Annotated in this window: 24 protein-coding genes; 5 read left to right on the forward strand and 19 right to left on the reverse strand. The window is 39.9% G+C overall.

The genetic code is table 11. The annotated features are described in order from the left end of the window. Positions 1–65: 65 nt before the first annotated feature. Positions 66–359 carry a post-transcriptional regulator gene (locus N178_RS10945; RefSeq protein ID WP_028411692.1) on the reverse strand — a complete coding sequence of 98 codons (294 nt, stop codon included), beginning with the start codon at positions 357–359 and terminating at the stop codon, positions 66–68. Between the two features lie 64 nt (positions 360–423). Between N178_RS10945 and spoVB the strand changes: the two genes are divergently transcribed. After that, positions 424–2,034, forward strand: coding sequence for a stage V sporulation protein B (gene spoVB, locus N178_RS10950; protein ID WP_080890171.1), 1,611 nt, complete (start codon positions 424–426; stop codon positions 2,032–2,034). 20 nt (positions 2,035–2,054) lie between these two features. On the opposite strand, the gene N178_RS10955 is transcribed toward spoVB, so the two are convergent. Beyond that, on the reverse strand, positions 2,055–2,708 hold the full coding sequence (locus N178_RS10955; RefSeq protein ID WP_405105263.1) for a DUF421 domain-containing protein: 654 nt from the start codon (positions 2,706–2,708) through the stop codon (positions 2,055–2,057). A 146-nt stretch (positions 2,709–2,854) separates the two neighbouring features. On the opposite strand from N178_RS10955, the gene N178_RS10960 reads away from it, so the two are divergent. Further along, the gene (locus N178_RS10960) at positions 2,855–3,238 is read left to right on the forward strand and encodes a TIGR04086 family membrane protein (RefSeq protein WP_014458132.1); all 384 of its coding nucleotides are present in this window, start codon (positions 2,855–2,857) and stop codon (positions 3,236–3,238) included. Positions 3,239–3,273: 35 nt separating this feature from the next. Here N178_RS10960 and yajC read toward each other — a convergent pair whose 3' ends face one another. The 7 genes from yajC to N178_RS10995 all read right to left on the reverse strand — a co-directional run bounded on the left by yajC (position 3,274) and on the right by N178_RS10995 (position 8,485). Beyond that, on the reverse strand, positions 3,274–3,537 hold the full coding sequence (yajC, locus tag N178_RS10965; protein WP_028411695.1) for a preprotein translocase subunit YajC: 264 nt from the start codon (positions 3,535–3,537) through the stop codon (positions 3,274–3,276). 72 nt (positions 3,538–3,609) lie between these two features. Next, positions 3,610–4,749 (reverse strand): tRNA guanosine(34) transglycosylase Tgt, encoded by a 1,140-nt coding sequence (tgt, locus tag N178_RS10970; RefSeq protein ID WP_013059317.1) that lies wholly within the window; start codon positions 4,747–4,749, stop codon positions 3,610–3,612. Between the two features lie 23 nt (positions 4,750–4,772). After that, positions 4,773–5,801, reverse strand: a complete 1,029-nt coding sequence (queA, locus tag N178_RS10975; RefSeq protein WP_013059318.1) for a tRNA preQ1(34) S-adenosylmethionine ribosyltransferase-isomerase QueA — start codon at positions 5,799–5,801, stop codon at positions 4,773–4,775. Between the two features lie 23 nt (positions 5,802–5,824). Continuing rightward, complete coding sequence (locus tag N178_RS10980) at positions 5,825–6,025, reverse strand: DUF2905 domain-containing protein (RefSeq protein ID WP_045292137.1); 201 nt, start codon at positions 6,023–6,025, stop codon at positions 5,825–5,827. Continuing rightward, a complete protein-coding gene (gene ruvB, locus N178_RS10985; RefSeq protein ID WP_045292139.1) occupies positions 6,022–7,023 on the reverse strand; it encodes a Holliday junction branch migration DNA helicase RuvB in 1,002 nt (333 codons plus the stop codon). Before ruvB ends, N178_RS10980 begins: the two co-directional genes overlap by 4 nt. Before the next feature lie 16 nt (positions 7,024–7,039). Beyond that, positions 7,040–7,651: a Holliday junction branch migration protein RuvA gene (gene ruvA / locus N178_RS10990; RefSeq protein WP_045292141.1), complete on the reverse strand. Its 612-nt coding sequence runs from the start codon at positions 7,649–7,651 to the stop codon at positions 7,040–7,042. Between the two features lie 297 nt (positions 7,652–7,948). Then, positions 7,949–8,485, reverse strand: a complete 537-nt coding sequence (locus tag N178_RS10995) for a BofC C-terminal domain-containing protein (protein WP_052942386.1) — start codon at positions 8,483–8,485, stop codon at positions 7,949–7,951. Positions 8,486–8,776: 291 nt separating this feature from the next. On the opposite strand from N178_RS10995, the gene N178_RS11000 reads away from it, so the two are divergent. After that, positions 8,777–9,856, forward strand: coding sequence for a YsnF/AvaK domain-containing protein (locus N178_RS11000; RefSeq protein WP_045292142.1), 1,080 nt, complete (start codon positions 8,777–8,779; stop codon positions 9,854–9,856). Between the two features lie 102 nt (positions 9,857–9,958). Here N178_RS11000 and N178_RS11005 read toward each other — a convergent pair whose 3' ends face one another. The 6 genes from N178_RS11005 to nadB all read right to left on the reverse strand — a co-directional run bounded on the left by N178_RS11005 (position 9,959) and on the right by nadB (position 16,693). Further along, positions 9,959–10,618 carry a YhcN/YlaJ family sporulation lipoprotein gene (locus N178_RS11005; protein ID WP_045292144.1) on the reverse strand — a complete coding sequence of 220 codons (660 nt, stop codon included), beginning with the start codon at positions 10,616–10,618 and terminating at the stop codon, positions 9,959–9,961. A 94-nt stretch (positions 10,619–10,712) separates the two neighbouring features. Next, positions 10,713–11,678, reverse strand: a complete 966-nt coding sequence (locus N178_RS11010) for a phosphotransferase (RefSeq protein ID WP_237758445.1) — start codon at positions 11,676–11,678, stop codon at positions 10,713–10,715. Further along, positions 11,668–12,948 carry a SafA/ExsA family spore coat assembly protein gene (gene safA / locus N178_RS11015; protein ID WP_033579657.1) on the reverse strand — a complete coding sequence of 427 codons (1,281 nt, stop codon included), beginning with the start codon at positions 12,946–12,948 and terminating at the stop codon, positions 11,668–11,670. Before safA ends, N178_RS11010 begins: the two co-directional genes overlap by 11 nt. Before the next feature lie 214 nt (positions 12,949–13,162). Then, a complete protein-coding gene (gene nadA / locus N178_RS11020; protein WP_045292171.1) occupies positions 13,163–14,263 on the reverse strand; it encodes a quinolinate synthase NadA in 1,101 nt (366 codons plus the stop codon). Beyond that, positions 14,220–15,113: a carboxylating nicotinate-nucleotide diphosphorylase gene (gene nadC / locus N178_RS11025; protein WP_045292146.1), complete on the reverse strand. Its 894-nt coding sequence runs from the start codon at positions 15,111–15,113 to the stop codon at positions 14,220–14,222. Before nadC ends, nadA begins: the two co-directional genes overlap by 44 nt. A 35-nt stretch (positions 15,114–15,148) precedes the next feature. After that, positions 15,149–16,693, reverse strand: a complete 1,545-nt coding sequence (gene nadB, locus N178_RS11030; RefSeq protein ID WP_045292148.1) for an L-aspartate oxidase — start codon at positions 16,691–16,693, stop codon at positions 15,149–15,151. An 89-nt stretch (positions 16,694–16,782) separates the two neighbouring features. Between nadB and N178_RS11035 the strand changes: the two genes are divergently transcribed. Then, positions 16,783–17,919 carry an IscS subfamily cysteine desulfurase gene (locus tag N178_RS11035; protein WP_045292150.1) on the forward strand — a complete coding sequence of 379 codons (1,137 nt, stop codon included), beginning with the start codon at positions 16,783–16,785 and terminating at the stop codon, positions 17,917–17,919. Positions 17,920–17,934: 15 nt separating this feature from the next. Then, positions 17,935–18,480, forward strand: a complete 546-nt coding sequence (locus tag N178_RS11040) for a transcription repressor NadR (protein WP_045292152.1) — start codon at positions 17,935–17,937, stop codon at positions 18,478–18,480. 28 nt (positions 18,481–18,508) lie between these two features. Here N178_RS11040 and pheA read toward each other — a convergent pair whose 3' ends face one another. The 4 genes from pheA to N178_RS11060 are packed head-to-tail and all read right to left on the reverse strand — an operon-like array spanning position 18,509 to position 21,767. Continuing rightward, positions 18,509–19,381 carry a prephenate dehydratase gene (pheA, locus tag N178_RS11045; RefSeq protein ID WP_028410569.1) on the reverse strand — a complete coding sequence of 291 codons (873 nt, stop codon included), beginning with the start codon at positions 19,379–19,381 and terminating at the stop codon, positions 18,509–18,511. Positions 19,382–19,409: 28 nt separating this feature from the next. Continuing rightward, on the reverse strand, positions 19,410–19,859 hold the full coding sequence (locus tag N178_RS11050; RefSeq protein WP_013059332.1) for an ACT domain-containing protein: 450 nt from the start codon (positions 19,857–19,859) through the stop codon (positions 19,410–19,412). A 33-nt stretch (positions 19,860–19,892) separates the two neighbouring features. Continuing rightward, on the reverse strand, positions 19,893–21,179 hold the full coding sequence (gene obgE, locus N178_RS11055) for a GTPase ObgE (RefSeq protein WP_045292154.1): 1,287 nt from the start codon (positions 21,177–21,179) through the stop codon (positions 19,893–19,895). Between the two features lie 51 nt (positions 21,180–21,230). Continuing rightward, on the reverse strand, positions 21,231–21,767 hold the full coding sequence (locus tag N178_RS11060) for a Spo0B C-terminal domain-containing protein (protein ID WP_013085118.1): 537 nt from the start codon (positions 21,765–21,767) through the stop codon (positions 21,231–21,233). Positions 21,768–21,901 lie beyond the last annotated feature (134 nt).

Here is a 21,901-nt window from a genome sequence, read left to right on the forward strand (position 1 = left end):
ATTCATAACCTAATGTCTGTCAAATAAAGACCTTATCAAATTTTAATACATGTATTTTACAAACTCTACTTTAATAATTCTTTCCAGTCTTCTCCATTATTAACACTTGAGAACATATCAGATTTATAAGATTCAATTGTTACATAGCTCATCACCTGCGTGATCTTAACAGATAAAATATCATTTACAACTTGGTGGAGAGATAGCTCCTTTTCTTTTTTCCATTTTTTCATTTCCAAATAACTCAATAAATCGTTCTCCGTTACTTCTTCATATCCGAGCATATGAAATTCTTCCATTTTGCTGGATACGACAGGCTGTATAAGTTCTTTCGAAGCTGAAATAAATGGATGTGTCATATCGATCCTCCTTTCCGTTTGACATTTTGCGTAAAATTTCTTTCTCGTATGAGGAATACTTGTCATGCTTGGACACCGACGGCGCATATATTCACTGTATAAACCTCAAGAAAGCAGTGAGTATATGTCTAAATTTTTACAGGGAACTATTATTTTAATAATTGCTGGCTTAATTACACGTGTACTCGGGTTTGTCAATCGAATTGTGGTGGCTCGAATGATTGGAGACGAAGGTGTGGGACTTTATATGATGGCGGTCCCCACGCTGGTATTAGTAATCACCTTAACACAGCTTGGGCTACCGGTTGCCATATCCAAGTTAGTGGCAGAAGCAGAAGCTTTAGGTGACAGGCATAAAATAAAAAAAATACTTGTCGTCTCTTTAAGTATTACGTGCACGCTGAGCGTTTTATTTACGCTCGGACTAATATTATTCGCTCCCGTTGTAGCAAAAACCTTCTTTACAGATTCACGTACAATCTATCCGCTGCTTGCGATTATTCCAGTTATTCCAATCATCGCCGTCTCGTCTGTCATCCGCGGATATTTTCAAGGAAAGCAGCAAATGAAGCCTGCTGCTTATTCTCAAATTATCGAACAAGTGGTGCGCATTACGTTAATTGCCGTATGTACAAAAGCATTTTTGCCTTATGGAATCGAGTACGCTGCGGCTGGCGCTATGCTCTCTTCCGTATTTGGAGAACTAGCTTCACTGTTTTATATGATGTTTATGTTCAAGCGAAAGAAGAAAATAACGGTAAGACGAAAATTTTTTGCTTCTTTACATGCAGGCAAAGATACGTTCCTTGACTTAATGCGAATCGCTCTTCCTACGACAGGAAGCCGCATGATTGGGTCAATTTCTTGGTTTTTAGAACCGATTGTAGTGGCTCAAAGTTTAGCAATCGCAGGAATAGCGACAGCGGTAGCAACGAAGCAGTACGGAGAATTAACAGGCTTTGCACTCCCGCTCCTGATGTTGCCTTCTTTTGTAACGGTGTCTCTATCTACTTCTTTGGTTCCCGCAATCAGTGAATCTCTTGCACAGAATCAAATGAAACAAATCGAATATCGGCTTCATCAAGCTCTCCGCTTGTCGTTTGTAACAGGCGGACTGGCCGTTGTTGTTCTTTATGTATTTGCTAATCCGGTAATGGAATTGATGTATGGTTCTGACAAAGCTGCTATTTTTGTCAAAGTCATGGCGCCTTTCTTTATCTTTTATTACTTTCAAGGGCCGCTTCAAGCTGTTCTGCAGGCGCTAGACCTTGCAAAAGCCGCCATGATTAACAGTTTTATAGGAGCAGCGGTCAAAACATCTCTTATCTTCTTACTCGCAACTCAGCCCAATCTAGGCATTATGGGAGCTGGTCTTGCAATTGTTGTGGGAATGATGCTTGTCACTCTTTTACACCTGTCTACGGTTATGAAAAAAATCACGTATAAGCTTCATGTGTTTGAGTATCTTCGCAGCTTTGCTGTAATGGGCATATCAGGTTTTATTGGACACTTCGCTTATATGAAGCTTTTCACTTCCATCCCTTTGAGTTTGCGAACCGTCTTATCAATTGCACTGACAAGCTTTGTATACGTATTGTTTTTGCTGCTTTTTAGACTGATAACAAAAGAAGAATTAAACCGTTTTTCTGTTTTGCGCTATTTTAAACGAAAATAAAACGCGGAGCAATCCGCGTTTTATTGTTTCACATCTACCAAATCTATAAAAAATTTTCCGTTGTCGTAGCTGCAATATGAAATCTTATCTAAGTTTGAATACCCTCGCTTTTCCAGCTCTGTCCTTAACCATTCCGTCGTTTTATGTTCATGCAGCAGATGCTCTTCTTGAATAATGCCGTCAATGATAAAAGGCAAATTCAAATTGCCTTTTTCACCTGATTGCTGATCTTTTTCAAACACGGATAGCCTTCCTGAAGATTCTAAAATAGCGAATTCAACATCAGCTACATTTTTTATATTTTTATCACGGAGCTGCACGAGCAAGTCATTGAAGTTATATCGCTGCCTTTTCATTTCATGTTCGTTTATTTTTCCATTTTCAATGATAATACTAGGTTTGCCATCAATAAAATTTCGCATTCGATTGCTTTTAAGAGACCATATAGCTAAGCCGATTTGAATAATAAGAAGCGTTAACATCGGAAGAATTGAATACAGCAAAGGATCTTTTGGGTTTTCAATAGCCATTACTGCCATTTCAGCAATCATAATAAAGACCACTAAATCCAATATGCTCAGCTCCCCTATTTCCCTTTTGCCCATAACGCGAAAAATAATTAAAACTACTACATATAAAAGAACGGTTCGCGCAACCATGATCAACAACTCCACCGCAAAGACCTCCTTTATGTATTCCCTTGTAGTTTGTACCATTTATTTTAAAATAGCCTTACTTTTATGCGTCTATTTTGAAGTCATCCCGAATATGCTCGTACTAAGGGTTCACCTATCTTTTTATTTCATGAGGGGGAAACAAGTTGGGTGCAAAACGAATGAGCAACGCTGTATTTGCAGGGGTAGCAACAATCTTAGTGATGGCTTTAGCGATTAGCATTATCTTTTCGCTTATTTTAAAATTCACATCGCTTGAAGAACAGTCCGTACGTTTATTTTTACTTATTCTCTCATTTATTACACTGTTTATCGGAGGATTTATCGCAGGAGGACGAAACGGTTCAAAGGGACTTCTTGTTGGAGGCGCCACTGGTATTTCTTATTCTTTTTTAATGTTTTTGCTGCAATTCCTCGGCTATAGTCACCTGTTTTCTGCACAGCAGCTTTTATTTCACGCTGGATTTATTGGAGTCGCTATTCTCGGGGGAATTGTTGGCGTAAACATTGCCGGTTCACGAGAAGCATAAAAAAACGTCACGTACATGTACGTGACGTTTTTTTATTAATCTACGCTTCTTACTTCACGAATAGCATTGCGGTCAAACGTTAATTTTGAACCGTCAGTGCTGCGAACCACAACTTGTGACTCATCGATTGCTTCTACCAGACCGTGCATACCGCCAATTGTAACAATCTTATCACCTTTTTTAAGTGCTGATTGCATTTGCTGTACGTTTTTTTGACGTTTTTGCTGTGGACGGATTAACAAGAAATAGAAAATGACAAACATTAAAAGTAATGGCCAAATATTTTGTAAAACACCCATGAAAACTCCTCCTTTTATTTATATTATCAACAGGTACTCATTCATAAATTTGATGAAAATTCCTGTAGTGACCTAGAAATTCTTTGCGTCCGGGCCGTTAAACCCATATTTTTCAAAGAACTCATCGCGGAAATCGCCAAGTCGGTCTTCGCGAATGGCTTCACGGACTTGCTCCATTAAGTTTAGCAGAAAATATAAGTTATGGTAAGATGTTAAACGAATTCCAAACGTTTCATTACAGCGAATTAAGTGGCGAATATACGCTCTTGAATAATTTTGACACGTGTAGCAGTCACAATTTGGATCAATCGGACCGAAGTCTTCTGCATATTTTGCATTTTTAACAACAAGACGACCTTCGCTTGTCATAAGCGTTCCGTTACGTGCAATACGCGTTGGTAATACGCAATCAAACATATCGATTCCGCGAATCGCTCCATCAATTAACGAGTCAGGTGATCCCACTCCCATTAAATAACGTGGTTTGTCGGTTGGTAAATATGGCGTCGTAAACTCAAGCACACGATTCATTACATCTTTTGGTTCTCCAACTGACAGCCCTCCCACAGCATAACCTGGGAAGTCCATTGAAACTAAATCAGCTGCACTTTGGCGGCGTAAATCTTCAAACTCTCCGCCTTGAACAATACCAAAAAGACCTTGGTCTTGAGGGCGGCTGTGAGCCTCAAGGCATCGCTCTGCCCAGCGGCTTGTGCGTTCAACTGAACGTTTTAAGTAGTCATATTCTGCTGGATAAGGTGGGCATTCATCAAATGCCATCATAATATCAGACCCAAGCGCATTTTGGATGTCCATCGCTTTTTCTGGAGATAAGAAAAGCTTGTCTCCATTCAAATGGTTGCGGAAATGAACGCCTTCTTCTTCAATACGGCGCAAATCACTTAAGCTAAAAACTTGGAAGCCGCCTGAATCCGTTAAGATGGGACGATCCCAGTTCATAAATTTATGAAGGCCTCCCGCTTTTTTAACAATTTCATGACCTGGACGAAGCCATAAATGATACGTATTACTTAAAATAATGCCTGCCCCCATTGCTTTTAAATCTTCCGGAGACATTGTTTTTACTGTAGCTAATGTGCCTACTGGCATGAAAATAGGCGTTTCAAATGAGCCGTGAGGCGTATGGACAATCCCTAAACGCGCTCCTGTTTGTTTACAAGTTTTTATATGTTCGTAACGAATTGCTGTCATTGATGTATTCCTTTCATGTTAAATTACAAAATTAGCATCGCGTCGCCGAAGCTGAAAAAACGATACTTCTCTGCTACAGCTTGTTCATAGGCAGAAATGACGTTTTCTCTTCCTGCTAAGGCACTTACAAGCATAATGAGCGTAGATTTTGGAAGATGGAAATTTGTAATCATTCCATCAATTGCTTTAAATTCATACCCTGGGAAGATAAAAATATTGGTCCAGCCTGAAGAAGCAACAAATTTGCCGTTATGCTCAGTTGCAATCGTTTCAAGGGTACGGGTAGAAGTTGTGCCTACTGAAATAATGCGACCGCCTTTTTCACGTACGCTGTTTAGTAAAGCAGCGGTGCCTTCACTCACTTGATAAAACTCTGAGTGCATATCGTGCTCTTCTAAGTCGTCAACGCTGACTGGACGGAATGTACCCAATCCGACATGAAGCGTTAAAAATGCAATATGCACACCTTTTTCTTTTAACTGTTCAAGCATCTCTTCTGTAAAGTGAAGACCTGCTGTTGGCGCTGCTGCAGAACCTTGTTCGCGAGCAAAAACCGTTTGGTAGCGCTCTTGATCATCCAAGCGTTCTTTAATATAAGGCGGCAGCGGCATTTCTCCCAGCTGTTCCAGAACCTCATAAAAGATGCCTTCATAGTTAAATTCTAGCAAACGTCCGCCTTGGTCGCTCGTTTCTTTACATACAGCTGTCAGACGTCCGTCACCAAACGAAATAACCGTGCCTTCTTTTACTCGCTTAGCCGGTTTTACAAGCGTCTCCCACGTATCGCCCTGTGTTTGTTTTAAAAGCAATACTTCAATATTAGCACCTGTATCTTCTTTTGTCCCAAATAATCGTGCAGGAAGAACACGCGTGTCGTTTAACACTAAACAATCTCCTTCTTGCACATAATCAAGAAGGTCATGAAACATATGATGCTTCACACTTCCTGTTTCTTTGTTTAATACCATGAGTCTTGACGCATCTCGCTGCTCAAGCGGCGTTTGGGCAATCAATTCTTCTGGTAAATGAAAATCAAATAAATCTACTTTCAAAATGTTCACCTGTTTCTACTTAATTATTTAAATCTGCCAATTACATAAAAAATAAGTGATAACACAACGCTTACTAGAATACATGTCACAATCGGGAAATAAAAGGTTGTATTTCCTTTTTTAATAAAAATATCGCCAGGAAGCTTGCCAACGAACTGCCATACCAGCCCAATGACGACTAAAATGCCCCCTAATGTGATAAGCATCTTAGGCATATCATTCACTGATCAGGCACCTCCAGCTGAAAATGATCATAAACCAAAGGCGTCACAATTCGTCCTCGCGGCGTTCGCTGCAAAAAGCCGATTTGCAATAGATACGGCTCATATACGTCTTCAATTGTGTGAGACTCTTCACCAATAGTAGCCGATATTGTGTCTAACCCTACAGGTCCGCCTCTAAATTTTTCGATAATCCCTCTTAATAATTTATGGTCAATATGATCAAGACCTAAACGGTCCACCTGCAACATTTCTAATGCTTCAGTGGCAAGCCTTTCGGTTATGGCTCCGTCTCCTTTGACCTGAGCAAAATCTCTGACTCTTCGAAGCAAGCGATTCGCAATACGCGGGGTTCCCCTAGCACGCCTAGCCATCTCAAACGTAGCTTTCTGATCAATCTCTACATCTAAAATAGCTGCTGTTCTTTCTACTATCGAAGCAAGATCTTCTTCTTGATAATATTCTAAACGGCTTAAAACGCCGAAGCGATCACGCAAAGGAGAAGATAAAAGCCCTGCTCTTGTCGTTGCACCTACTAGCGTAAACGGAGGCAAATCAAGACGGACAGAACGTGCACTCGGCCCTTTTCCAATCACAATATCCAAACAGAAATCTTCCATTGCTGGGTATAGTACTTCTTCAACCGAACGATTTAATCGATGAATTTCATCAATAAAAAGCACATCTCCAGGCTCTAAGCTGGTTAAAACCGCGGCTAAGTCGCCTGGACGCTCAATGGCTGGCCCCGAGGTCGTACGGATTTGCACGCCCATTTCATTAGCGATAATAGTGGCAAGGGTTGTTTTACCTAATCCTGGAGGACCATATAAAAGCACGTGATCTAACGTTTCGCTTCGCATTTTGGCAGCTTTAATAAAAATGTCAAGATGAGATTTTACTTTATGCTGACCAATATACTGCTGTAAGGTTTGCGGCCGCAAACTTTGCTCGATGATTTCTTCTTCACCAAGAACATCTCCCGTTACAATACGATCGTCCATTTTACTCCTCCCTTACTTATTGTTTCAATAATTGTTTTAGCGCTTCTTTAATATACTGATCTGTTGTCATCGTTTCCTTCATTAAAGCCGGAACAATTTTTTTGATTTCTCTTTCTGCATAACCTAATACTTTAAGTGCTTCAATCGCTTCATCGAGTGCTTCTGAACTTTGAGATTTGACTTCTTGTGCGTCCAGATCTGCAAATAAAGAAGGAACGGCATCTGGTACAATATCATGCAGCTTTCCTTTTAAATCTAGAATCATCTGTCGAGCTGTTTTTTTACCTACTCCTGGAAACTTAACTAAAAACTTCTCGTCTTCCTCCTCCACAGCTTGGACAACCTGCGCTGGATTACCTGACGCTAAAATAGCTAAACCGCCTTTTGGGCCGATTCCTGACACGCTAATTAACTTCATAAATAAATCCTTTTGTTCTCGCGAAGCAAACCCGTAAAGGGCAATTACGTCTTCTCTTACATATTGGTAGGTGTAAACCGTCTTTGGTTGTTCATCAATTGAAAATACATATGGATTCGGCGTAAAGACTTGATAGCCTATCCCGTTGTTTTCAATTACTACATACTCAGGATTTATATATGTAACAGTGCCTTTGATATAATCAAACAATAAGCTCTCTCCTTAATCACGTACGCGCGGGCATTGACCTTCAACTTTGCCTACGAAGAATCCTGCCCGCATCGTTCTCTATTTTCCTTTAAAGTTGCTTTTAAAAAAGACTTTCAAGAGAACGTTTGCCTCTTTTCATCTTTGTCAACCGACTTTTACAATAGCTGTAAAAAATAGAACCGCCCACTTTTATTGATGAATGACCTTTTAAGTTATATACAATACTAGACTGTTGAATACCATTTTAACATATCGCCAAAAGCAAATAGAAGCAATTTAGAATGTTGCATTCAATAATTATTTTACCATACTAAAAAACGGCTGCTTGATTGAAAGCGGCCGCTGCTGGAGCTGATAGATTTTATAGAAATTAATGAGGGAAAGATATTCATCTTTTGATTGAACGCGAATACCTTTCTTTAATTGTTCATGCTGATAGCTTTCAAGCCTTTTGATGTCAATTTGAAAAAACGACTGTATAATGTGCTGCGACGAAGCTGGTTTGCCTTCAAATGCTGAGAGAATACCGTTAACAGAAAGCCCTACGTAGCCGTTCTCTTTTAAAATAGGTGAAATATCGTCTATGCTTGTTCTAAAAACTAGCTCTTGATCCGTTTCTTTAAGCAGTCGCCAATTTTTATATTTTTCCATTAATTGTTTTTTCGTCATAGAAGGGCTTTTGATCATCTCTTGACTTACGACTCCATCCACATACACGCGCTCAAGAAATAATGTCATCGGCTCCTTTTCATTCGCATCTGCACGGTATGGCATTATACAAAGCACAATACTTACTAGCATTAAAAAAGCTGCTTGATGAATGACTTTCTTCACTCACCTTCACCTCACACGTTAATCATACTCTTTTTAGTATTATCTAAAAAGGTTTTGTGAAAATCTACACTAATAGTTTGACCTACTTATTTTCTTTTATCCTCTTATTTTATAAAGCAAATCCCTTTCTCGATATTATGGTAAGAAAACATGGAGTATTTGTTACATTCACACACTATTTGTAAAATTTTCTCTTGAACGTTTTAATTAAATTTTCGCAGGGTATGTACATAGTGGAAGTAATTGTAAGGACTTCTATTATCTATTTTCATAAAAAAGGGAGCTGAAGTAATGAGAATGAATAAACGTGTAGTCGGAACTTTTTTTTCAGAGAAAGAAGCTTTAGATGTTATCCACAATTTAAAGCGTCAAGGTTATCGAGAAACAGACATTATGGTTATCTCTAACAGTAAAAGCAATACATTTCAAATAGGTCATGATACAAATGTAATTATTGAAGCTGGTTCACCTGCCGTAAGTTCATTAGCTGGCGTCATGATGGATAACTTTTTTACTATGATGACAGGCGGCATGGGGCTCAAACAAGGAAGCGGCTTGAAATCAAAATTAATCCGCATGGGCATACCGGACTTCTCAGCCGTGCAGTGCGAGACAGATGTAGCTGCTGGTAAAATTCTAATTTTGATAGATGCCGTAAGCTCTGAACAAACTCCAGCGTACGGAACGTATACGGAACACAACGAGCATAGAGCCGTCCAATTACGTGAAGAAAAATTAGATGTCTTAAAAGAACGCGTTCAAGTCGGTGAAGTAAAACTCCACAAAAAAGTAATAGAGGAAGAAAGAACTGTACACGTTCCTGTTACGAGAGAAGAGTTTTATATTGAACGCCGCCCTGTAATTGACGGAGACTATAACGCTGGGCCACTTACAGAAGATGAAATTATTCGTGTTCCAATCATGGAAGAACGAGTAGAAATAACCAAAAGACCAGTTATTGTTGAAGAAGTAATTATAGGAAAAAAACTTATTCAAGAAACAAAAGAATGGACTGAAACGATTAAGAAAGAAGAAGCGAGCGTAGAACCTGATGGACTCGCGAGCCCTGAAGTATACGAAAATATGATGAACTATACAGACCATACTTACGCTCAAGTTTCTGCAGCTCTAGCAAGCGACGTGGAAGCTGAATACGAAAATAGTCAGACAACTAACAACGAGAAGCCAAACACACAAGCTAATAAGACAAGCTCTTCTGCAAAAAATGTAAAAAATACAAAGAGTGTCGCTACGGCACCAGCAGATACGAAAAAAAGAGAAGGTCGCCTCAAACAAAACGAAACTAACGCTCAAAATGAAGAAGCGGAATCTAAAATAACAAACAAATCTGCTTCTAACAAGAAAAATTAATAGTTACATGTTCGAGGAATAGCTGCCTGGCTTCAATGGCAGCTTTTTTATATGTATTCTCATCAAAAAACAGCCGTCCTTCACAGACAGCTGCTTCTTCATTTAACGATGTTTATGATTGACATTCTCATCGACTGATTCAAATAGACCATTGAAATTAGTTTGAATCGTATTTCGGTCTTTTCCATTTCGAATATCGTCATCAAGAGAACGAGCATTCATAAATACATCATGATCTACTTTTACTTGAACATTGTAGTCCTTCGCAATAGGCTTTACTTTATCGAGCACATTTTGTTTTAAACGGCCGTTATTTACGTCTTTGGCAGGATCCACAGCAACTAATAGCTGATCTCCACGGACAACGGCGCGACTATTTTCTACACCTTTAACGCTTGCAGCCCGATCAGCCACTTTTTCCGTAAAGTCTCTTGGATAATCTTCACCATAATACATATTAGCAACGCCATTTGTACGATCATTTGTATTATTGATGTTTCCATAAGGGTTTGTCGGATTGTCAAAACGTCCATCACTTACGTTTAACGGATAATTAGGTGTTCCATTCCCATCTAAAACTTCAGTCATTGGACCTTTCGGATTATCTACGCGATGTTCATTTGCTTTTTCATTTGTATGATACCCAACAGGCTGTGTCGTATCTGTATAGCGTTGTTCCATACCTTGGTCTTTGTTATTGCAAGCGCCAAGTCCCATCATACATGCAAAAGCTAAAGAAGTTGCTACATACCTATTCAACATAATCGCCCCCTAATTTAAGCTCTATTTACTATGAGCTTACTATTAGGATTAAAAGACAAGCCGTTTCTTATTCGATGAAGTGTTTATAAACTCTTTACATGTCATGTAGGTTTTGTAAGTGCTGGTAAATCACTCGATAAAACTGTGTACGCTGTGACCACTCTTCAACTGATTGCTGCATTAACCTTTGACGATTTGCCCATGATAAAGCAGAAGCGTTGGTATTCCAGTTTCTCATCAGCATCGATGGAAATAGCAAGGAAGCAAGAAAAAAACGCTGCTTGCTTAATTCTTTTATTTTCGAGTGTTGAAGTAGTTCTTTCATCGACCACTGAACGTAAGGCAAAAAGCGCTGGGCCAGCTGAACATAGTCATACAGAGCCGGAGCTTTAGCCGATAAGTCAAAATCAATCATAACAATACCCAAGTGGTTTGTTTTCAAGAAATTATGTGAAGCAACGTCACCATGAATAATGGAACAGTTCAACCCACTATCTTTGAAACGCTCCATTAAGACTAAAGCTTTTTCTCCCCAAGTCACAATGTCTTTATATACATGAAATTGATTAAATTCCCTAAATATATGTGATGCTTCTCGAAAAGAGGAAAGCCGCTTTTTCCATTTTAAAATAAGATCATACTCAGAAAGCTTTGTATATGCAGCTATTTTCTTTTTATGAACTTCTCCATGATAGCGGATCAATGCTTGTAATACTTCTTCCCGATCCTGAAAACTTTCATACGTTACCTCTTTTACTTGCTTAACAAAAGGCATCATCGCCCAATACAAATGACGGTCCTTTATATAAAGTTCACCTTCTGGGTAAGCTTCGAAATTAACAGCGTACCCTTGTTGAATCTGAGATAAAAAATGATAAACATGTTCAATTTTACCTTTGTCTCTGTAGGCTTTTATTACTTTTTTTCCTCTATTCGTATCCGCTATGATGACATGAGGCTTTTTCATACGGTAGGTCTCAACGTGAATATCTCTTTTTTTCAAATAGAGAAAGAGACGATTTAAATTAAAATCGTCTCGTGTATAATAATCAATCTTCATCTTCGTCGTACTCATCATATTCTGGAATACTAAATGCATTTGGGTCAAACGCAGGATACGGAGGTACACCAATCATGCCATATGGGGCTGGATAGGGTGCCCTTGGATCCTGAAAGCCATAAGGTACCTGCTGCTGGTACTGTGGATAAGGCTGCTGTGGTGCATAGTCGTCAGGTCTTGGTTCACCGCAGCCGCAGTCTCCTTGCTGCTGTGGTGCATAGTGCTGCCCATAATGGTAAGGCGCGTTTCCAAACCCTTCGGAAGAACTTTCATAATGGCCACCTGTCATAGCTCCTTGCACTTGTGGATACATCGGTGCTTGATGATAAGCCGGATAAACGGGCTGCTGATATCCCCATGGAGGCGGACAAGGAGAACATTGTACCGGTCCATAGCAGCTGTGTGGCATCATTGGATACATTGGCATCGGTGCCATGTGAGCGCCCATTGCATGTTCTTCAAACGATTCGTTTTCATAACCGTGATGATACATTGGAGCCTGTTGATACATTGGCATTGGATATGGCTGCGGTGCATACATTGGCGGATGACACGGCATATAATTAAATCCGCAGCCTGGCATCACAGGCGATATTGGCATGATTGGGTAACATGGCATTTGAGGAGGCATTTCTATACTCTCCATCTCAGGACTTTCTGGCGATTCATGCTTGGGTAGTTCTTTTGGTGCTTCTTTTTTTGGAGCCTGCATCGCCATATTAACGGTGTAATAATTGTTAATATCAATCTCAGGTGCAATTGGCTTTAATTTAGGAAGCTTTGGCGCAACTGGCATTTCTTTTTTAGGCTGAACGATTGGTGCTTCTTTCTTTGGCTGTGCGACCGGCGCTTCTTTCTTTGGCTGCGCAATCGGCGCTTCCTTTTTCGGTTGAGCAATTGGTGCTTCTTTTTTAGGCTGTGCGATCGGCGCTTCTTTTATCGGTTGCATAAACGGTGTCTGAGCAGGCTGATTAGCTGACTTTTTCTCATCTGGACTTTCATCAATTTCCGTTACTGGATAAGCTTTTGTGGATTGATCACTATAAGGGTGTTGAACTTTAGGCATTTCTTTTATCCCAGGTGAAGGAGCTCCTTCTTTTTGAACAGGCACTCCGCTTGTTGGCACTTTAATTTTCATTCCAGGCATGATCATGTCTGGATTGCTTAATTGAGAATTCGCTTTTTTTAACTCTTCAAAATTAACCCCATACTTTTCAGCGATTTTCCAAAGGGTATCCCCTTTTTGAACGATATGGATTTTCAACGTCATTCCCCTCCCGAGTAGAGTCTCTGCCATCTATATGTGCAAAATCAAAGTAAGTTCTGTTTGTTCATCACAAGATATGCCTTGAACCATTTTTTTATTCATTTTGCCCACAGTTTGGTTCAAGTTTTTATGATAAAGAAAAAAAGACTTATCAACACAAACAATATGTCAATAAGTCTTCTTTTAGACCTTCTTTGTTTAATTGTCTTAAAAATCTTTATGCGCGTTCTAACATATTCGTTAGGGCTTTGATAGCGCCTTCTGCTGTATGTTTATCCACCTTGATTTGATTTACTTCTTTTCCTTCTTCGATGCTTTCTAAAGCCCACAGCAAGTGAGGCAAATCAATTCGGTTCATCGTCAAACAAGGACACATATAGGGATTAAGCGAAACAATTTCTTTATCCGGATGACTGTTGATAATCCGTTTCACTAAGTTCATTTCCGTGCCAATGGCCCATTTAGAGCCTGAAGGAGCTTTTTCAATTGTATCAATAATATATTTTGTAGAACCTGCATAATCTGATTTTTGCACCACTTCATGGGAACACTCCGGATGAACAATAATATTCATCTCAGGCTTCTTCTCGCGCAAATAATCAATATTTTTAACCGTGAAATTTTCGTGCACAGAACAGTGACCTTTCCATAGAATCACCTTGATATTGTTTATATCGCCTTCATATTCAAGCATTTCTTCAATAGGATTCCAAATGGCCATTTCATCTAGTCCAACACCTAAATCATAAGCTGTGTTTCTGCCCAAATGCTGATCTGGTAAAAAGAGAATGCGCTCTTTTTTAGAAAATGCCCACTCCACCATATTTTTTGCATTTGAAGATGTTACTGTTGCACCATCATGTTCGCCTACAAAAGATTTAATTGCAGCTGTAGAATTCACATACGTAAGCGGAATAATCGTATCTCCGAAAAGATCCTGTAAGACAGGCCATGCCTTTTCTGTTTGCTGAATAGTAGCCATATCAGCCATTGAACAGCCAGCTCGCATATCAGGTAAAATGACTTTTTGATTTTCATCTGTTAAAATATCAGCTGTTTCTGCCATGAAGTGAACGCCGCAAAACACAATATGCTCAGCTTCTCTATTTTCAGCTGCTATTTGGGCCAGCTGTAAGGAGTCTCCTACCGCATCTGCAAACTCGTACACTTCGTCTTTTTGATAATGGTGGCCGAGCAGAAACAATTTGCTTCCGAGGTTTTTCTTGATTTCTAGTACTCTTCTTTTCATTTCATTTTCTGTGAGCTCCGTATATTTAGCGGGCAGCGTTTGCTGCTGAAGCGTTTGTAATAAACTCATCATTTTCTGTTCCCCTTTCTGTTAATAAGTCCAAGCTGATATCGATAGACCCTGCTGAATGTGTTAAAGCTCCAAGTGAAATATAGTCCACTCCGCTGTCTCTAAAAGAATGGAGCGTGCCAAGCGTAATTCCACCGGATGCTTCTGTGACAATATGAGCGGGAACCAGCGGTATCCAATCTTTAATGACTTCTGGAGAACAGTTATCGAACATAATGACATCTGCTCCTGCCTCTATTGCTTCTAGCAGTTGACTTTTGTTTTCAATTTCTACTTCCACCTTAACCATATGTCCAAGCTGCTCTCTTACTCTCACAACAGCGTCTAGGATAGATCCTGCATGTGCAATATGGTTATCTTTTAACATGACGCCATCGTACAATCCAAAACGATGATTATAACCTCCTCCAGCACGAACGGCATACTTCTCTAACATTCGCAGACCAGGCGTTGTTTTTCGCGTGTCACATATGCGCGTATGTGAGCTGCCAAGCAGCGCTACGGCTTTGTGCGTCATCGTGGCAATGCCACTCATTCTTTGAAGTAAGTTTAAAATTACCCGTTCACCGGTCAAAATAGATCGCACGGATCCTGAAACGGTAGCTATTTTATCTCCAGGCTTAAGAACATCTCCATCTTTTTTTTCGAAATTCACTTTCACATTAGGGTCTATTAAATGAAATCCTTCTTTAATCAATTCCACTCCTGCGATAATACCTGATTGCTTTGCCGTGAACACAGCCTTCCCTTGGTCAGACGAAGAAAAAATAGCTTCACAGGTTATATCTCCATCTCCAATGTCTTCTATAAAAAAAGACTGCAATAGTGTTTGTAATTTCAACGTATTCATTGTGCTACCTCACCTTTCTTTTTAGATTTCCTTGCTTATAAAATCAATGATTGTTTTGTTGAAGTAGCAGACTGCTTAATAATTCGCCTATGCTCCCATTCTTGCTTTTCATGCGGAAAGTCACTTCGGTAATGACCTCCTCTACTTTCTTTTCTTGCAAGAGAGGACTCGGCAATAAGCAGACCTGCCGTTAGCATATTGCAGGTGGTTGCAGCTTCCCTCGAATATATAACTTCTTGATCAAGAGGTATTCCATCCAAATAATTTGTGAATTCATGCACAATAGTAGCCAATTCGTTTTCATGACGAATGATTCCTACACAATCCATCATTTTATGCTGAATTTGTCTTGTGGCAGGCAGGATTTTAGGCATGCCTTTATAAACGTAACGAACGGGAGTATAACGAGATACCGTTCTCGCTTTATGTAAAATATGACGCCCTGTCCGTTTTCCAAATACAAGACACTCTAACAATGAATTGCTTGCTAGACGATTTGCTCCATGAACGCCTGTAGAAGAAACTTCCCCCACGGCATATAATCCTTCAATACTTGTTTGTCCGTAAGCATCTACTTCAATTCCACCCATTAAAAAATGTGCGCCGGGAGTAACAGGTATTCGTTTTTTGTCCAGTTGAATTTTATACTTTCGACATAGTTCCGTAATCGTAGGAAATTTTTGTTGGAAATGAGCCACTTTTTCAATGTCTAAAAACACGGATCTTCCTTTTTTCATTTCATTAAAAATCGTCCTTGCTACAACATCTCGCGGTGCTAAATCCTTAAAGCGATGAACGCCTTCCATTATGCGTTCATCCCATTCATTTACCAGTACGCCACCTTCACCTCGAACCGCTTCGGATACTAGGCCTTTCGCTTCCTTTTGATACAAAAGCGTCGGATGAAACTGAATAAATTCTAAGTCCGCTAATTTTGCTCCAGCCCTGTACGCAAGCGCTAGCCCATCTCCTGTCGCGAGCGGCTGGTTAGATGTATGCTTGTACAAAGCGCCGATTCCTCCGGTAGCAATAACGGTTTGGCGAGCATGATATATAGTAATTTTGTTGTTTTCACCTTGTCCGATAGCGCCTCTGCACGTGCCATCTACAGTTACTAAATGCTGAATCATTTCGTTTTCAATTACTGTAATATATGGCAGTACTTCTTTTTTCAAAAAAGCGAACAGCGCTTGTCCTGTTGCATCCCCACCTGCATGCAGAATACGATTGACACGATGGGCTCCTTCTTTTCCAAAATGCAGCGTACCATCTGGGTTTTTATCAAACTTCATTCCTTTATGAATCAATTCATTTACTACAGCCGCACCTTCTTCCACTAAAGTGCGTACCGCTTGTTCATTGCAATGCTTATTGCCCGCAACCAACGTATCATAGAGATGTTCACTCCAGTGATCGCTGCTTCCAATAGCAGCTGCTACTCCGCCTTGAGCAAGAACTGAGTTATTGCGGTCAATTTTCCCTTTCGTTACCATGACAACTCTGTTATGACGACACAGTTCATAAGCTGCAGAAAACGCTGCTAATCCGCTTCCAATAATTAAAACATCCGTCTCTAACATTTTACACCTCTTTATTTACATGTGTCTTGACACCTATATTTACATATTATTAAATGAAAGACAAGAAGTTTTTTTATCGGAGGGAGAAAATGATTTATCTGGACTATGCAGCAACAACGCCAATGAGACAAGAAGCAATTGAGGTATATACTGAAGCGGCAACAAGTTATTATGGAAATTCCAGCAGTCTTCACACGCTTGGAACACAAGCAGAGAATTTGCTTACACTATGCAGAAAAAAATTAAGTCTGTTAGTAAATTGCGGAGAGGATGATCTTTTTTTTACAAGCGGAGGAACAGAAGCTAATTACTTAGCTATTCACTCTCTTTTAAAAGGAAACACTAGCGAACGAAAACATTTAGTTACAACGAAGCTTGAACATTCTTCAGTTCTTCATACGTTGCAGCAGCTTGAAAAAGAAGGCTTTTCCCTATCTTACGTACCTGTAGATCAAAACGGCGTTGTGTCTGTAGACGACTTAAAGAAGACTATTCGACCTGACACTGTGCTAGTAGCCATTCAGCATATCAATCATGAGCTCGGTACAATTCAGCCAGTTGAGGATATTGGCCATTTTTTATCTAAAAAAGAAATTCTTTTTCACTGTGATTGTGTTCAATCTTTCGGGAAGCTTCCTATTGATGTTAAAAAGCTGAAAGCTGATAGTATCTCAGTTTCTAGTCATAAAATTTACGGACCAAAAGGTGTAGGAATGGTATACATGAATTCAAGTTCTTCTTGGAAGCCTATTTATCATAAAGCAACTCACGAAAAAGGCTTTCGCCCTGGGACTGTAAATACAACGGGCATTGCTTCCTTTACTGCAGCAGCTGAATGCGCATATGCAGAAATGACGACCGCCCGGAACCATTATGAGCGCTTAAAATCGTACTTACTGGAAAACCTAGAGTCTCTTGCTCCTTTTATAGAAGTAGAAGGCCTTGGGAACTCTCATTTTCCTGGAATTATTGGACTGACGTTTTCAAACATACAGGGTCAATATGTTATGTTACAATGTAATCGTCACGGAATTGCTATATCTACGGGAAGTGCCTGCCATGTAAATCAGCAGGAACCATTAGCTTCTTTACTTGCGATTGGCAAATCGAATGCGAATGCTAAGAACTTTGTACGTATTTCATTTAGTCAACATTCAACGTTTAAGCATATTGATCGACTCATATCCGTTTTTCATTTATTACAGCAAGAATTTATGACAGTGTAAAAGGAGGGATGAAAGGTGCCAGGAACTCAAAAGAAAATTCTTGGAGAAGAAAGAAGAGAACTTATTCTCCAATGGTTAAAAACAGAGAATAAACCAATGACAGGCAGTGAGCTTTCGAAAAGAACGAACGTTAGCCGCCAAGTCATTGTACAAGATATTTCGCTGCTTAAAGCTAAAAATGAGCCCATTATCGCAACAAGCCAAGGGTATCTTTATATTCAAAATCCATCTCAAACTACCGTGCATCAGCGAATTATTGCCTGTCAGCATACGCCAGAAGATGCTGAAAAGGAGCTTCTCCTGCTTGTTGACCACGGCGTTCTCATAAAAGATGTAACCGTTGAACACCCTGTGTATGGTGAATTAACGGCTTCCGTTATGATTCAAACCCGAAAAGAAGTAGAAACGTTCATAAAAAAAATTCAAGAAACAAACGCAACTTATTTATCTCAGCTAACAGATGGAATTCACCTTCATACGATTGAAGCAGATACAATTGAAAAACTGAATGCTGCCTGCTTAGCTCTTGAAGTGGAAGGCTATTTAGTTTCGAATGAATAAAAAGATGTTGTAACAAAAAAATCCCGCTTTAAAGCGGGATTTCTGTTTCAAGCAGTGTGTGGGGATAGCTTCCTAAAAGCTCTACGCTACAGCCTAGTGCCTCAAGTTCAGCCATAGCCCCAGGGATTAATACTTCATCCATTTTTTGTTCAATATCAACGATAAAGAAATAGTTTCCAAGCCCTGTTTTCATAGGACGGGATTCAATTTTAGACAGATTTAGCTTACGCCAGGAGAAAGCTGAAAGCACTTGATGAAGCGCTCCTGCCTGATCAGATGGAAGTGTAATCATTAACGTTGTCTTGCACCCGTTTCCAGCTAAAAATGGCACCTCTTGTGCTCCGTCTTTATGCAAAATAACAAATCTTGTTGTATTATGATCATAATCATGAATGTTCGGGCAGGCAATATGTAATCCATATTCATGGGCTGCTAATCCATTTGCAATAGCTCCAATATTAAGCTCAGGGTGTTCGCTTACATACTTAGCAGCAAACGCCGTTGATGTCATCTCTTCTACTGCAGTTGACGTACATTCTCCGTGTAAAAATTTATGACACTGTGCAATTGCATGAGGATGAGAATAAATCGTTTCAATGTTTTTCCACTGTTCTGCACGAGATGGATGAACCATTAAATGCTGACGAATTGGAAGCACGATTTCTCCAACAATCGGCAGACGACGTTCATGAATAAGATAATCAAGTGTTAAATTTACAGATCCTTCAAGTGCATTTTCTAACGGTACAATTCCATACTCAATTTCTCCGTTATCCACTGCATCAATGCATGCTGGAATTGTTTTGTATGGAATATGGTCGTGCTGTTTAAATACGCCTTGGACGGCTACATGTGTAAATGTTGCCTTTGGTCCTAAATATCCTACTTTCCCCACAATCATGCCTCTCCTTATCTATATCTGTTTACCATTATGCCCCTGAACCAAGCACGTCCACTTTATCTACAAACTCTAAGCTTTTCAATCTTCGCAGCATTTCATTTAATTCAACATTCATGCTTGCTGTATCTAATGAAAGAGTTACGTTGGCACGCCCTTGTAAAGGGATGGTTTGGTGAATCGTTAACACATTGCATCCCGATGATGCAACGGTGCTCAATAAATGTGATAAAGTTCCTGATCGATCTTCAATATGAAAAAATAGTGAAATAATGCGCTGTTTGACAACCGTCTGAAACGGAAAGACCGTGTCGCGGTACTTATAAAAAGCACTGCGACTCAAGTCTACGGCTTGTACAGCATCTGCTACCGACTCAGCTTTTCCCCGTTCAATTAACAGCTTCGCATCCAATGTTTTTTTCATCGCTTCCGGTAATACATCTTCGCGAACTAAATAAAACTGCTTATCGCTCTTATGCAAGTAAAGCCCCTCCCCTTATCCTATGAACAACAATTAGTCAATAAATTCAAATTCATATTCAAATAGCTTTACAATATCGCCATCTTTTGCTCCTCGTTCACGAAGGGCTTCATCGACGCCCATGCCTCGAAGCTGGCGCGCAAATCGACGAACTGATTCTTCACGTGAGAAATCAGTCATCTTGAATAATTTTTCGATTTTTTCACCGCTTAATACGTACGAGCCATCGCTATCACGCGTAATAACAAATTCCACTTCTTTCTTTTCATGCTTGTACAGTACGCGGTGCATAGATAGATCTTCCTCTTCTTGCATTGGGAATTCCGGCGTAGTTTCTACAAGATCAGCTACTGTAAATAACAGTTCGCGGATTCCATCACGCGTTGCCGCAGAAATTGGAAAGACTTTCACTTCGTCCCCTACTTTTTCTTTGAATGCAGCTAGATTCTCTTCGGCTTGCGGGATATCCATTTTATTTGCTACCACTACTTGCGGACGTTCCGTTAAACGCATATTATACTGACGCAGCTCTTCATTAATGGTTAAGTAGTCCTCATATGGATCACGGCCTTCTAAACCTGACATATCGATTACATGGACAATAACGCGGGTACGTTCAATGTGACGTAAAAACTGGTGACCTAATCCTACACCTTCATGTGCGCCTTCGATTAGCCCTGGTAAATCTGCCATCACAAAACTGCGATTATCTTCTGTTTCAACTACTCCTAAATTCGGATTAATTGTTGTAAAATGATATTCAGCAATTTTTGGCTTTGCAGCAGACGTTACGGATAATAACGTTGACTTTCCAACACTTGGGAAACCAACTAATCCTACATCGGCTAATACTTTTAATTCAAGAATGACATTTCTCTCTTTACCCGGCTCTCCATTTTCTGAAAGCTCCGGTGCTGGATTTGCAGGTGTAGCAAAACGCGTATTCCCACGCCCTCCGCGTCCACCTTTTGCAATCACTGCGCGCTGGCCGTGTTCAACTAAATCAGCAATCGTTTCGTTCGTATCTTCATCTAACACAACGGTACCTGGTGGAACTTTTACAATCATCGGCTCAGCGTTACGTCCGTGCTGTCCTTTTGACATTCCATGTTCACCGCGGCTTGCTTTAAAGTGACGCTTATAGCGGAAATCCATCAGCGTACGCAATCCTTCTTCTACTTCAAAAATGACATCTGCACCGTGACCACCGTCACCACCTGCAGGGCCTCCTTTTGGTACGTACTTTTCGCGACGGAAGGCAACCATTCCATTTCCTCCGTCGCCACCTTTTACATATACCTTGACCTGATCTACAAACATTTCTTTTCCACTCCGTTCTATATCTTAGCTCCTGCCATAGCAAAAGCGCTGTTAACTTATTGTAAGCATAAGGCTAAATTCATCTTCAGACATATGCTGTTCAACCAATGCAACTCCTTGAGCGCACTCATAACATTGTAGCTTGTTTTGTAGCTTCTGTATATCTGTTAGTATTCCACTAAAGTCAAAAAAGAAACGAATTCCCTGTTCTTCAATGCATACTGAAATACTCAAATAATTTTCTGCATGATAATCAACATACTTTTCGAGTGCTTCTGTCAAATAGCAACACCAGTTGTATACGAACTCATCGTATTGTGATAAATCCTTCAATTCTCCAAGCACTTCCACATCTAAGCGAACAGCATGGTTATTCCAATGATAGGTCATAACAAAGCCCGCAAACAGTCGCATATTGATGTTTGTTAACTTGGATTCATGTTTGGATTCATTTACAATTTCTTCAATGATTTCATTCGCTCGATCAAGCCGATTCAACGCTAGATTGCCTTTGATTAATTGCAGCTTATTTAACCAATCATGCCGCGCGTATCTTAATACCTCTACGACATCCCATTCTTTTTCCATCTTAGCACTCCTAACTTTGACTCGAGCATAAGTATTTCACAACGCTGACAAACATCTCGTATCAATCTTCTTAGATATGTTCGATTATAACAAATTCCAATGGGTAATAGGTGAAATATTCTACAAAAAGAAAA

Source organism: Priestia aryabhattai B8W22, assembly GCF_000956595.1.
Lineage (GTDB): Bacteria > Bacillota > Bacilli > Bacillales > Bacillaceae_H > Priestia > Priestia aryabhattai.